Here is a 13,245-nt window from a genome sequence, read left to right on the forward strand (position 1 = left end):
TTCTTCTATTTCAACAGGTCCACTACATATGTGTTTTTTTCATCTAGCGGTATGTTACTGCTTTGAACTGTGCGTGTCATACATAATTAAGGCTATAAAATCATATTTAGTAACAATGGACAAAAAAGATTTGGAGGCTATATCGATGGATGAAAACTATGATAAACAGGGGCAATCTATACTAGGGAAAGACTTTAATGAAAATGACGAACGTAATGAACAAGCTAAACTTCACTCTCAAACAGTTGGTTCACGTGGACCCGTACTAGAGCAAGATAGTGTACTGCATGAGTCATTACAAGAATTTATTCATGAAAAAATTTTAGAAAGACCTGTTCATGTAAAAGGATTTGGTGCGTTCGGTTATTTTCAAACGATATATTCGATGTCTGAACATACTAAATTAAGTTTTTTACAAAATTCTAATGAGAAAGTTCCTGTTATGGTGCGATTTTCGTTAGCTGTTAGTACGAAAGGAACACCGGATACTTCTAGAAATGTACGCGGTTTTTCCACAAAATTTTATACGAAAGAAGGCATTTTTGACCTTTTATGCAATCACATCCCTGTTTTTTCTGTTCGTGATCCTATGCGTTTCCCTGAAACAATTAAAGCATTATTGCCTTCACCTAAAAATAACTTAATAGACCCTAATAGATTTTGGAGTTTTGTCGCTAAAGCACCTGAATCTATTCATTTTGTTGTCCGTTTATACTCTAATAATGGTACAGTCAAAAGTCTTCGCCACATACCAGGACATAGTGTAAATACATACATTTGGAGAAATGCGGAAGGTAATCGAAAGTATGTAAAGTATCATTGGTACCCATTTGAAGGTGTACAGTACATTACTAGTAAAGAAGCAATTAAACTAGCTGCCGAAAATCCTGATTATAGCGGGAAAGATTTATATGATGCAATTGAAAATGGTAAACCAGTGGAGTATGGCTTATACGTCCAGCTCATGGATCCGAAAGATGAAGCGCACCTATCTTATGATCCTTTAGATGACACAAAAGTATGGGATGAACAGACGTATCCTCTCATACCAGTCGGGAAAATGGTATTAAATAAAAATCCTGAAAATTTTATGGAACAAGTAGAAAAAGTCGCATTTTCCCCTTCTAATTTACTGGATGGTGCAGAACTATCAGATGATAAAATGCTGCAAGGGCGCGCTAATATTTACAGTGATTCACAACGAAGAAGAATTGGTCCCGAATTTCGCAAATTAACGATTAACCAGCAGCAAGATTGGACACCGACTAAGCAAATAACGAGCGGTGACGGAAGATACGTTGAAGGTAAACTTGAAAGAACTTCTATAACAAAACAAAATGACTTTACGCAGGCTGGTGAATTTTATACGAAGTTACAGCCGATAGAAAAAGAACATCTCGCTGAAAACTTAGCTAGTGATTTGAAAGTTATATCCGATGATATTCGAAAGGTAGTTTTGGGGTATTTTCATAAAGTGTCAGCTGATTTGGTGAATAAAATTGAGAGTGCAATACAAAAGCTTTGAGAATAAAAAAAACGTCATTTTTAATCTATAAAATGACGTTTTTTTTATGGCGAAATTACTAGGAATTTCTACCGCCTCATTTACAAGTATTAACGAAATTTTTCTCCTTCAAAATTTCCGTTATTTCATTTGGGATTATGATACTCATATCTCTTTTTCAAATAATCTTTTTCACATTGCAACGGTTTGTATTCCACTATTTCCCCTTGCTTCTTTTGCGTTTCAGTAACAACCCATTCCCCTTTTTCAAGTTCAAGGTGTTTTATCACATTTGTATCGTCTATTTCTTTATAGAGTAAAAATGCTTCAAGCGGCTTTACAAACAATCTTGGCTCTCCTCTATATCCACCACTTTCAAAAACTTTAGTTAACGAATTATAATACGTATCATCAATCCGACCACCATACATTAAATGTGCAGCTTCTAAATCTCTTTTATTAACTTCCCAAAAGCCACCTTCATCAAAATCCAAATGAAATACGGATTTAATGTCCTTCATAATATTTTCCACATACTTTTCATCCCGAATTTTACTTTCTTCGAGACAATCTGAAGTTAACTTTGGTGCATCTGTTTGAGAATGTACAACGTGTTGTATCGATACACACAAAATAAATATGCTTAAGATGTACAATATTTTTTTCATAATTACATATCACCTCAAATGATTTAGATACTATATTATTTGAGGCTTACAATATTCTTATGCTAGAAATGAGAAAGGTCCTATAAAATAAATTTTTTATAGGACCTTTCCTTTTAATATTGCTTTATCAAATTCACGAGCGGGGCAACTACCTTACTACTTTTCACATCATATAATCCTATAGGTGTTACTCGTATAAAAGGCAAGTGCGTCGCAGAAAAGAATAAAATCGTAAATGCTGGATCGTTATAAGCATATCCTCGCGCTTGCAGTAAGTTCACCATCTTTTTCTCTTCTTGTATTAATTCACTCATCTTTACATCCGACATAATCCCGAGCAATGGTAATGCAATTTCGTGCAATACTTCATTCTTTTCAGCAATTACAATCCCTCCGCCAAGCTCTTTTACTCTATGAAAAGCTGTAAGCATATCTTCTTTACTCTTTCCAATAAGAATGATATCGCCTGTACCTGAATAAGAACTAGCAAGGCCACCTAATTCATTCGCAAAACCTTTCACAACTGTATTCACTCGCCAACTGCCATCACGGGCAATCATCATGAGGAAACATTCATCATGAACAATAGACAGTTCATTAAGGCCTAAGTCGATTTCGCTAACGTATGGTTTTGTTATAACGTTATTCAATAAGTGTATACCTGCTTTATTAGAAAAAACCATATCCTCTTTTTCTATGGTCCAGTCTAACAGTAGTGGAGTTACTTTGAAGTTACTCCATTCTATAAGTAACGATTCATTTTTGTTTACTCTATCACGCTTTACCCATTGTCCTTTTGCGATTACACTCGTTGGCACCGGATTTTCTTTACTTTCTAAAATATTGACATTGGCGATTCTACCTGTCGCAATTGAACCATGCACATGCTCCATATTATAATAGCGAGCAATATTATAACTTGCCATATGGTATGCATCTATTACTGGCACTCCTTGTTTTATCGCGGTAGAAATCATAACGTTTGTCATTCCATTTGCATAAAACGAAGGATGTGAGCCGTCTGTAGTAAGAATAAATCTATCAAACTGCTTTACGCCTAGTTCCAACAATTCTTTCAGTAAAACTTCTAAATCTGGACGGATTGAAGAATTTCTTAGGGAAACAGTGTAACCTTGCATAAGACGAGCGAAAGCTTCCTGCCCTGTCATCGCCTCATGATCACAATCTGTACCTAACAGTTTTAACTTCGCTAAAGTCGTTTCAGATGCACCTGGAAAATGTCCTTCTACTTTTTTATGTAATCGTTTCGTTTCCTGCACCCAATGTAACATTTCATCATCACCATGTAATAATTTGGGCCATGCTGTTAGCTCGCCGCCTTGAATCACCGCTTCATGCTGTAGCCACTCTACTATTTCTTCACTATTAAACAAAGATTCCCCGTTTTGTAATTCAGTCTGTCCATCAAAACGGCACCACCAATACATACTTGCTGGAATCTTATTGAATTCATCTAATAAACGAAATGCTTCTTCACGCTTTAATGTGAAAAATAAAGTTAAATTATCATTAATAAAAGTTGTTGTCCCAAACTGCATCGCATGATTCGCTAGCGTCTCTGGGTTATACAACTGATATGGATGTGCATGGGGTTCTATGTAACCGGGTACGACATACTTTCCTTCACAATCAACAACTTCACACTCCGTTAATTGCTTTGGCAGCTGCTCCCCTACATATACAATTCGATCATTATATATCCAAATGTGCGCTGTCATCCACTCGCGTATATAGGAATTTAAATATGTTACATTCTTTAATAATATGTGTGGACTTCTTGTGCCGTCTAGTACTTCAACATGTTCTCGTAATTGCTTATTACTCCATTTAAAATGATTTTGTCCCATTGTATTCAACTCCACTGTTATATTAGTTAATATTAGAAATAATTAACAAACTAAAGTATCATCTATTCATAACTCCCCTTTATACCCCCTATTACTTTCATTATATGAAAAGATTATAAAAATAACAATTTTCAGAAATAAACACATTTCTTTTCTTCAAAATAAAAAGAATGCCATGCAACTGACATCCTTTTTATTTTTATCGTAAGCATTAAGATTGATTTTCACTTTGAAATACACTTGATGCCATATCATAAATGCAACTACTGTCCATAGTTGCGAACTTAAAAAAGCACCTCTTTTAAATATAACTATAAAAAAATTCCATTCACTTTCTTTTCATCTATTTATTAAATTCAATTTGCATCATTTTATTAAACTGTGGAACAATATCGACCCCACCTATAGAGTTGAGACTGATAGCCAATGTATGTTTGCCTCCAATTACTCCCCCAGCAAAAGTTGTAAATCCAGGAATTCCTCCTCCATGCCCCCAAACTGAAACACCGTTTGGAAGTTTAGTCTCATAGATTCCAAGACCGTATGCGTCACCAACCCCTTTTCCTTCTATAGGAACTGTAGTAAGCATTTCTTTTAGCTCGCGTTCCTTCAGTAACTTACCACCGAGTAAAGATGAAAAGAACTTATTTAAATCATCCGCATTAGAAATCATATCTCCAGCTGCATTAGCTAAACTCGGATTATAATACGTAATATCTTTCAACTCGCCTGTTCCTTCCATTTTTACATATCCACGAGCATGATTCTTTCCTGGGATGACGGGTGAATTTCCTGGTAAAAACGTATTTGATAGGTCCAAAGGTTCAATAATTCGCTTTTCGATTTCTTCCGCATAACTATTTCCAGTTATTTTTTCAATAAGCATTCCTAGTATTACGTATCCTGTGTTTGAATACAACCAGTCTTTACCCGGCGAGAAATCTGGAGGCAGCGAAAGGCCTATTTTCACTATTTCTTCTGCTGTATACGTTTTTTTCGAATTCATTATGTCCGCGTCTTTTGACTTTAAGTATTCAGCGATACCACTCGTATGATTCAAAAGTTGTCGTATCGTAATTTGATTACCATTATACCCATTTCCTTGCACGAGACCCGGTAGCCACTTTTCAATTGGATCGTCAAGTTGTAAGCGCTTTTCTCCTACTAATTGAAGAACAGTCGTCGCAGTAAACGACTTCGTCACACTACCAATCCGAAAGCGATAATCCGAATTCACCGGTTTCTTTGTACTTAAGTCCGCCAAGCCAGCAGTAAAACTACTAGTTTTTCCGTTATTAGACGCCTTAGCTAATATTCCTACAGCACCAAGCTGTACTGTTTCCTGCATTACTTGTTTCCAGCCATTACGATTCTTTTGATCATGTACTTGTGACGAACTAGAAATATTTTGAGTTGACTCTGCAGTCACAGTAAAACCAGGTGTGAATAGAGCAGTACCCGCTAATAAAACTGCAAAACTTGCTAACTTAATTGAATTACATTTTTTCATAAGGCTTTCTCTCCTCCATGAATATCGGATTGATTCAAGCTATACTTTCATCCTATATGATAAATCTCTCTTTTTTCTTATCCATTCCTTACGAAATACTTACGTTTAAATTTAAATACGGTAAACTGAGGAAGAGTTATGCATGCAAATAAAAAGAGAACATGTTTTCATTTTTTATGTAAACATGTTCTCATAAACATTTAAAATTCTATATCAACTTGTCATCCTATTCTTTGCACAACTAATCTAAATTCCTTTTTACCAGCCCGCACTAGCATTCATACCATTTCCAATAATAGAAAGTAATAGCGGCCATAATACTGGTCCCAATGTAAGAAATACATTTAGAAGTATGAGCATTCTATATCCAACGGTGAAATTGTGATTTTTACGATTAACAAATACTAAACTGATTAATGATATTATAGTCGTTAAAAATAATACTAACATTAGCAACCAATACCACACCATTAAACTAAGACTCCATGGTGTTAATAGCTCATGTATGATACAAAATGAGATTCCTAATACAGCAAAACTAAAACTAGTCACCGATGTTTTTATAAGCCATTTATTTATTTTTTTATCGTATGTATTTTTACAATATAAATCTATTAAAGTATATAAAGATAAATATGCCATTAATACACCTATCCAAGACAACAACCAGTCTCCGTCCCCTTTGAATAATACGTACAGTAACCAACACATACCTACTGCAGAAAAAACAAAGGAAATAAGTATGCTTTTTAATACCGATTTCATTACATTTTCACACCCTTAAAAAATCAAAAATTAATTATATTTTATAAAAATTAAGTATAGGTTAACATGTAATAAAGTATAAGTAAATAAAGTTAATTTTGTTTACCTATTTGAAGACGGTTTCATATAAAAAAAGAATTCATGTTAATCAAATTTCCGTATAAAAAAGAAAAGGTGGATATTTATGTATCCACCTTCCCATCTTCCTCTACCCACTTCATTATTTCTTCCACATCTAAATCCGTATACGTCTTTTCACCATAACGAACAGACTCATATAACGGAATAATATCTCTCGTTCTACAAATTCTCTTTTGCCATTGTTACATCGTTTCAGAGAATCTTCTCTGTTCATGGTCTCATCTCACCTAAACTCGTACTTCTTTTTCTATTCTATAATTGCACATAGTACTCCATAATGGTTCAACCATCATAGAATACGTATTTTCAAACACCCTGTCACTTTCCTATCTCACTTAAAGATTCTCTTTTCACTCTTGATCATCATAAGCATCACCCAGTGATTCAAATTCACTCTTTAGCCAATAACAATATTGTCCATTATTCTTAATAAGTTTTTCAAGTAAGTCAGTGAATGAAGTGGCAATAATTTGCGACTCCCCAACTATTCCATGCCGATCAAAGAAACTATCATAACATCTACCTAGTCTTTCTTCACTAAGATCTATTGTTAAATATTCATCCTTGCCATCATTGCATATAATATACCAAGTTGATGAAATATCTTCTTCACATAACTCTCCTACAATTACGGGATTAGCCAAAATAAACCCCTTTGGGGTAACAATATGAATAGGATATTCCTCATTTTCAAATAAAGTTAGACCACCACAAAGACTATAAAATTCTTTTAAATCACCTGGTAGCATATGCTTATTCTTATCAATTAACGGTAATTCTGTAGGCTCCTGAACTCGACAATTAGGTAATGATTTTACTTTTTTAATCAACTGATTAATATTTTCCATCTGAATTACTCCCTAAAATTATATTGATTAAAAGCCCTATAATACTCTTGCTTAGCTAAACGTGGTACATTCGCAGCATCAAACATTTTTTCCGTCAATTCTTGTATTTCCTTTGTTGAAACAGATTTCCACTCTACTTTACCTCCAACCTTTTTCCCTGTTTTATCAAAGAGCCATTGTCTATAAACCGCTTTAGTATCATTGTGTTGCTCTTTAGTTAAAGCTATATTTGGAGTATTCGCCCCTCTACTAACATAATCAGGGACATTATGTTCAGCCCATACATCCATAACGCCATGATGATTTTCTAATGGTGAATTGCTTGGTCTATACGGTACTACATCGTATGGTTCTGTAGTCTTACCCTTACCGCCATCTTTAGACTTCGCAAACTTATAATAAGCTTCTATTAATTCGCCTTGAGGTATATTTTGGTTACAATAGTTCCACCAACACTAGAGAATGCATAAGAAGCATCTCTCTTAAATGATTGTAACATTTCAAGCGTAGGCTTCAATTCTTTTGCTAGTGTTACTGCATTAGCAAATGTACTTACTCCACTTGATGCTTTTGCTCCTTTTGTGATATGGCCTATTGAAGATTTAGCTAAACTCTTAAATCAATTTATATATATAAAAATATATTCTGATAACAACATGTTGATGAATTTACTAACAGTCAATTAGATATTATGGATATTTAGATAAAAAAACAGTGATAATTCCTAATTAGTTCTGCATCAATCTTACTTCTAGCTCACTAGATCCCTTACCAACATTACCCTTATAGCTACTTTAACACAAACTAAAAAATCCACAGTGTAAAAAGTTGAACACTGTGGATTATTACATTTATTTTCCTTGATAATGCACCATATCATAAGGGTAGTATAAAGTATTTTTTAAACTTGAATCATCTAATTTTAAAATCTTTACGATTGCTCCGCTTTCGTAACTCCAATAACCATTGTAGATATCATTTTTATTTTCATGTGAATCATACCAGCCTGTATCACTATGCCCCTTATACCATTTTCCCTCTAAATATTCTTTCAATTCCTTTACTGATTCTTCTTTATTCTTTGCATTGACCACACGATAAATTGATTTATATGGGTCTGCAAAGATAAATTCTGTGGTATTCCCTTCCCAATTTTCATCTTTATAACTAAATAAAAAATCAATCAAATAATCATTCAATTTCTCTTTTTCTACCAACTTTTCTAATTCAATTATATAATCTTTTGAAACATCTAGCATTATCCCAATAGAAAGAACCCACAATAAATCTATATATCTATATTTGCCACTCCACCCCTTTTTCATCGCCTCAATTATTTCGGGGTAAAAATCTCTTAGTACTTCCATAGGTCTTCCCATTGAATATAAACAATTAAATTTATCAATACAAATTGATTCAATATATCCATAAGCTCTTTTAATACTACCTAAATCATTTGGTCTTTCATTTTTTACTTTCATTGCTAATTCTTTATACTTTTCTATTCTATTATTCTGTCTATTTAAATAATCCTCGAAATAATCTTCATTTTTTAAAATATCTCTCATTTCATTCTCCTTACTCAATTATTTTCTTCCCAGAAGAATCCAAAATGCTTTTAACCACATTACCATCCTTATCAACATTAATTAGTATATTTTGTACATTTTCAGGATTCAAAAGCATTTCTTCTCGAATTTTATCTGCCATTTCTTCTCCAACAGTTGATTCCAAACGTCTAGAACCATCTATCCATGTTTCGCTCATTTGCTTTCCATCTTTTGTATTTGAAAGTTGCGCAGTATTATACTTAGCCTCCGCTATTACATACTTAGGCGGCGGAGATGAATTTTCATATATACCATCTATTCCCTTAACAATTTTTTGATCTAATGTTAATACACGATCATCACTAATTCTAGTATATGTTTGACTTTCAAAAAAGTCATCCATCTTCATTTCACCATAATTTCCTTTACGCTTCGTTGTTTTTAAAGCTACTTCGCCACTTTCTACTGATTCTATTACCGTACGTTGTTGTGCTCTAGCTGCTTCTAATGTTTGGGCTACTTTTCTAGATTCCTTAGCTATTTCACCAGTTTTACCCTTACTACCATCTTTAGATTTCGCAAACTTATAATAAGCTTCTATTAATTCACCTTGAGGTATTTTGGTTACAACAGTTCCACCAACACTAGAGAATGCATAGGAAGCCTCTTTCTTAAATGATTGTAACATTTCAAGCGTAGGCTGCAATTCTTTTGCTAGTTTTTCTGCATTAGCAATTGTACTTATTCCACTTGATGTCTTTGCGATATGACCGATTTTATTTAGCGCCTTTAACTTATTTACTTCTCCTACATAATATATATACTCTGAAATACTCTACTTAATTTACAGAACCATTCGTAAACACAAAAATAGTGGCAGTTGGATTCTCCAAACTACCACTATTTTTAAATTCTTCACTCATTAAATTACGTATAAATTAGTTTTTTAACGTTACTCATGATGCGTATATTTCGATTTGTTCATTATAGAACTTCCTCTACATCGACACTCTCAATCTTCACTTCATACATATTTGGGATGCTTGCTTCTTTTGGTACCCATGCATAATAATTTTGATCATTCTCTAACATAAATTGAACTAACTTTGTTTCTGAAACATTCCAGAAATTTTTAAGATTATCGATGTAGTCCTCTAAATCTTCTTTATAGTCCAATTGTAATATATAATCTCTTACCGTCAGGGCAAACACAATTAAACTTCCTAATAGATTTTTTTGTTCATTTTCTTCTTCATACTCTTGTGGTAAGAACCACACTTGACCTATTCCTATCGTTTTTTTGTATTTTTCATAAAAACTACTATCATCCATATTCTTATAATCATGTATTAATTCATTGACCAATGAATGCCATTTTGGCGGAATAATGTTTTCCAATGCAGGATTATGTTCAATTCCTTCTACTATTTCCTCAATTTCTTCTGTCTCATCTTCATAGTGATATTCACTTAGGTCTATATGCTTGAATTTCATTTCATTTTTATAATGTGCCAAATCATATGGATAATGGTTATTATCTTTTAAACTTGTATCATCCAGTTCCAAAATTTTTGCAAGCGCTGCCGTTTCAAAACTCCAATATCCTACATATCCAGGTTCTTTATGCGCATTTTTCCATTCATAATCATAATGGCCTCTAAACCATTCTTTCTCCATGTACGTTTGTAATCTTTTAGACGCTTCTTTTTTATCTGTTTGTGCAAGTTCTATAATTTCTCTCGTTTTTGCATATGGATTTTCTTTATAATATCTATTCATCATTTTTGTGTATCCGATATCACTAGCGCATAAGAGGAAATCAATTACTGCGTCATTCACATTTTTTTTATCAACTATCTTTTTTAATCTTTCTATATTCTTTTTATCCGTTTCTAACAAAATCCCTAAGGAAATCATCCAAATCAGACTTAAATATCCAATTTCCCTACTTCCTGTATTCTCTAAATCATAAATTGCATTATGAAAATCTTCTTCTATTACACTAACATCTTCCCCTAAAGAATACTTTGCCCTAATATCCTCCATCTCATATCTAAAATTGGCTAGATATGTCCCTTCTATAATACTCTTATTATCTTTAGAATATCTTTGAATTCCATTTTTAGTATCTTCTTCTAAACTTTTAATATCTTCTCTATTTTCCTCTATAAACTCTTTATGATATTCAATTCCTTCTCTACACTTTTCTTCTATACATAAATAATCTCTCATACCATTCAATTCCTCCTAGCTTCTAAATTATGGCCATTCTCCAACGATGTTACCCTTTGCATCTATCTTAAATGTTTTAACCTTTCCGCTACTATCGACTTTTGATAATACTCTTTCTACCTTATCTCTCTCCAACGCTTTTGTAATCTTATCTGCTAATTTGTTATCTCCATCAACAGCTTTCAATATTCTACTTTTTTCAGTATTCACACCTGTCAACCAACCATCTGACATTTGTCGTCCATCTTTAGTTTTTCCTAATTGTGAACTACCAAACTTTGCTTCATCAATAACATATTTAATATTTGAATTTGGATTTGCATTTTCGTATAATCCATCAATCCCTTTTACTATTTTATCATTTATGCCTGATGGTGCACTTTTTCCGACTGGCTTTAAATCAAATCCAGCTTCTTTTAAACTTTGATTATTCAATAAATTGTCACTAGATTTTATTTCACCATAATTACCTTTTTGCTTATTTGTAGCTGTTTTTGCGTCAAAATTGTCTACATTTGTATTTTTGTTACTGCTAGGTTTACCCTTACCACCATCTTTAGACTTCGCAAACTTATAAAAAGCTTCTAATAATTCGCCTTGTGGTATTTTGGTTATAATAGTTCCACCAACACTAGAGAATGTATAAGAAGCCTCTTTCTTAAATGATTGTAACATTTCAAGCGTAGGCTTCAATTCTTTTGCTAGTTTTACTGCATTAGCAAATGTACTTACTCCACTTGATGCTTTTGCTCCTTTTGTGATATGGCCTACTTTATTTAGTGCCCTATCGCCTAATATTGTGGTAGCTATTTGTGTTAATCCATAGGTAGTCAATTCTGTACGACTCTCTGCATCTCCCTCTATCATATCTCGTTTTATTTTATTTGAAAATGCATGCCACATATTTTTTGCAGTTTCATCCAAATGGAAAAGTGCATAGGTTACATTAATAAAAGTTCCTATGTCCATATTACTTAAAGCTATTGCGGACTCGATTTCATCACCAATAGCTTTCCCCGATCCTCTTTGAATAGCTTCCCACATCTTTTTCGCTGTTTCAAACGTACCAACTATACTGTCTGCCGCATCGTCCCAAGCATTTCTAACCGGAGATTTCTCCTCAATTATGTTATTTGTTTCTATATCTTTAATTGACTGATCATTTTTTCGGGCTGTTTCTTCTATAATCCCCTGAATAGAACTCACCCAATCCATATTCAACCCTTGTGTACTAAACGTCCCACTCACAGGACTAAATCCTTTCCCGCTTTGCACTTCAGCGAGTCCGGCTGTGATGCTAGCGGCTAATTGGAGGGCGGTGCTGTAGTTGTTGCTGGACGAATGATTGAATTCATATAGACGCTCTAGTTTTTCTTCTAGTTTTTTTCTCATTACAATTAAGACTGCAATAATTGCGTCTACTCCAGGCATTGGTGTAAGCACTTCTATTGCTTCTATACTTGCAATGGATTGATTGGTTTCTTGTATTTGTTGTCTTATTTCATGTTCGATAACATCTGTTGAAGCAACTTTTGCTTGAAAATCGTTTGGAAATGCTTCGTTTTGGCGAATTAATTCTTCACATAAGCATATGATTCCTTGCGCTAATGGCCGGAATGTTTGGACAAGGTAGGCTTTTGCACTACTGTATGTTTGTCCTTGTAATACTGTGTCTATCGCAAAGGCATCAATAGATTGAATAGCTTGTTCCATACTTTGAATCGTAGCATTACATATAGCGTTCATACTTTGAGTTTGACTTTGTACTTCTCCCAAATACATGTTTAAACTCATGTATCGGCCTCCCTTTGTAGTTGCTGCTGTTCATAGGAAAGGTCGTTTTCTTTCTCACTGAGATGCCGTTTTTCTTTAAGCAACGTCTCTTTTTCATTTTCTAATTCGAATGTAAGTTTTCTTTCATACTGTCCGATTTCTTGCCGCATATTCGTAAAAAGGTGAAACACTTCTTTGTCGTCGTGCCAAGTTTCTAGTATTCGGTTAAATAAACGATTGCTTCTATTTTTCCATTCATGAAAACTAGCCTCAGCTCGTTCTTGATTTTGCAGCGCGATTCGGTTTTCATTTTGTTCTTCAAATATAATTCGTAATTTTTGATTACATTGACTGATTCTCGTTTCAATTTCTTGACTCATCTTTTC

Annotated in this window: 11 protein-coding genes and 2 pseudogenes; 1 reads left to right on the plus strand and 12 read right to left on the minus strand. The window is 33.7% G+C overall.

Annotated elements, in window-relative coordinates; genetic code table 11:
* Positions 1–145: 145 nt before the first annotated feature.
* Positions 146–1,525 (plus strand): catalase, encoded by a 1,380-nt coding sequence (locus tag ACLBXA_RS07055; RefSeq protein WP_000344194.1) that lies wholly within the window; start codon positions 146–148, stop codon positions 1,523–1,525.
* 125 nt (positions 1,526–1,650) lie between these two features.
* On the opposite strand, the gene ACLBXA_RS07060 is transcribed toward ACLBXA_RS07055, so the two are convergent.
* From ACLBXA_RS07060 to ACLBXA_RS07115, 12 genes and pseudogenes are all read right to left on the minus strand, one after another.
* On the minus strand, positions 1,651–2,172 hold the full coding sequence (locus tag ACLBXA_RS07060) for a hypothetical protein (protein WP_000723218.1): 522 nt from the start codon (positions 2,170–2,172) through the stop codon (positions 1,651–1,653).
* Positions 2,173–2,285: 113 nt separating this feature from the next.
* Entirely contained in the window at positions 2,286–4,040 is a 1,755-nt protein-coding gene (locus ACLBXA_RS07065) for an adenine deaminase C-terminal domain-containing protein (RefSeq protein ID WP_332277435.1), read from the minus strand.
* 343 nt (positions 4,041–4,383) lie between these two features.
* Entirely contained in the window at positions 4,384–5,550 is a 1,167-nt protein-coding gene (locus ACLBXA_RS07070) for a serine hydrolase domain-containing protein (protein ID WP_044782833.1), read from the minus strand.
* A 258-nt stretch (positions 5,551–5,808) separates the two neighbouring features.
* Entirely contained in the window at positions 5,809–6,315 is a 507-nt protein-coding gene (locus tag ACLBXA_RS07075; protein WP_000843839.1) for a DUF3902 family protein, read from the minus strand.
* Between the two features lie 182 nt (positions 6,316–6,497).
* Positions 6,498–6,671: pseudogene (locus ACLBXA_RS07080) on the minus strand (signal peptidase II); the annotation flags it as partial.
* Between the two features lie 135 nt (positions 6,672–6,806).
* On the minus strand, positions 6,807–7,304 hold the full coding sequence (locus ACLBXA_RS07085; RefSeq protein ID WP_000427920.1) for an SMI1/KNR4 family protein: 498 nt from the start codon (positions 7,302–7,304) through the stop codon (positions 6,807–6,809).
* Between the two features lie 5 nt (positions 7,305–7,309).
* Positions 7,310–7,899, minus strand: a pseudogene (locus ACLBXA_RS07090) (sugar-binding protein).
* A gap of 256 nt (positions 7,900–8,155) precedes the next feature.
* Positions 8,156–8,872: a PoNe immunity protein domain-containing protein gene (locus ACLBXA_RS07095; RefSeq protein ID WP_001204727.1), complete on the minus strand. Its 717-nt coding sequence runs from the start codon at positions 8,870–8,872 to the stop codon at positions 8,156–8,158.
* A gap of 10 nt (positions 8,873–8,882) precedes the next feature.
* Positions 8,883–9,542: a hypothetical protein gene (locus tag ACLBXA_RS07100; protein ID WP_000941894.1), complete on the minus strand. Its 660-nt coding sequence runs from the start codon at positions 9,540–9,542 to the stop codon at positions 8,883–8,885.
* 296 nt (positions 9,543–9,838) lie between these two features.
* A complete protein-coding gene (locus ACLBXA_RS07105) occupies positions 9,839–11,086 on the minus strand; it encodes a PoNi-like cognate immunity protein (RefSeq protein ID WP_063675489.1) in 1,248 nt (415 codons plus the stop codon).
* A 27-nt stretch (positions 11,087–11,113) separates the two neighbouring features.
* Positions 11,114–12,880, minus strand: coding sequence for a T7SS effector LXG polymorphic toxin (locus tag ACLBXA_RS07110; protein WP_447617151.1), 1,767 nt, complete (start codon positions 12,878–12,880; stop codon positions 11,114–11,116).
* Positions 12,877–13,239 (minus strand): DUF3958 family protein, encoded by a 363-nt coding sequence (locus tag ACLBXA_RS07115; RefSeq protein WP_000076591.1) that lies wholly within the window; start codon positions 13,237–13,239, stop codon positions 12,877–12,879. Before ACLBXA_RS07115 ends, ACLBXA_RS07110 begins: the two co-directional genes overlap by 4 nt.
* Positions 13,240–13,245 lie beyond the last annotated feature (6 nt).

The organism is Bacillus sp. D48C, assembly GCF_053345735.1.

Coding starts and splice junctions, on each gene's coding strand:
- ACLBXA_RS07055 (WP_000344194.1), top strand. CDS start 146: ATGGATGAAAACTATGATAAACAGGGGCAATCTATACTAGGGAAAGAC.
- ACLBXA_RS07075 (WP_000843839.1), bottom strand. CDS start 6,315: ATGAAATCGGTATTAAAAAGCATACTTATTTCCTTTGTTTTTTCTGCA.
- ACLBXA_RS07105 (WP_063675489.1), bottom strand. CDS start 11,086: ATGAGAGATTATTTATGTATAGAAGAAAAGTGTAGAGAAGGAATTGAA.
- ACLBXA_RS07115 (WP_000076591.1), bottom strand. CDS start 13,239: ATGAGTCAAGAAATTGAAACGAGAATCAGTCAATGTAATCAAAAATTA.
- ACLBXA_RS07070 (WP_044782833.1), bottom strand. CDS start 5,550: ATGAAAAAATGTAATTCAATTAAGTTAGCAAGTTTTGCAGTTTTATTA.
- ACLBXA_RS07095 (WP_001204727.1), bottom strand. CDS start 8,872: ATGAGAGATATTTTAAAAAATGAAGATTATTTCGAGGATTATTTAAAT.
- ACLBXA_RS07100 (WP_000941894.1), bottom strand. CDS start 9,542: ATGTTACAATCATTTAAGAAAGAGGCTTCCTATGCATTCTCTAGTGTT.
- ACLBXA_RS07060 (WP_000723218.1), bottom strand. CDS start 2,172: ATGAAAAAAATATTGTACATCTTAAGCATATTTATTTTGTGTGTATCG.
- ACLBXA_RS07110 (WP_447617151.1), bottom strand. CDS start 12,880: ATGAGTTTAAACATGTATTTGGGAGAAGTACAAAGTCAAACTCAAAGT.
- ACLBXA_RS07065 (WP_332277435.1), bottom strand. CDS start 4,040: ATGGGACAAAATCATTTTAAATGGAGTAATAAGCAATTACGAGAACAT.
- ACLBXA_RS07085 (WP_000427920.1), bottom strand. CDS start 7,304: ATGGAAAATATTAATCAGTTGATTAAAAAAGTAAAATCATTACCTAAT.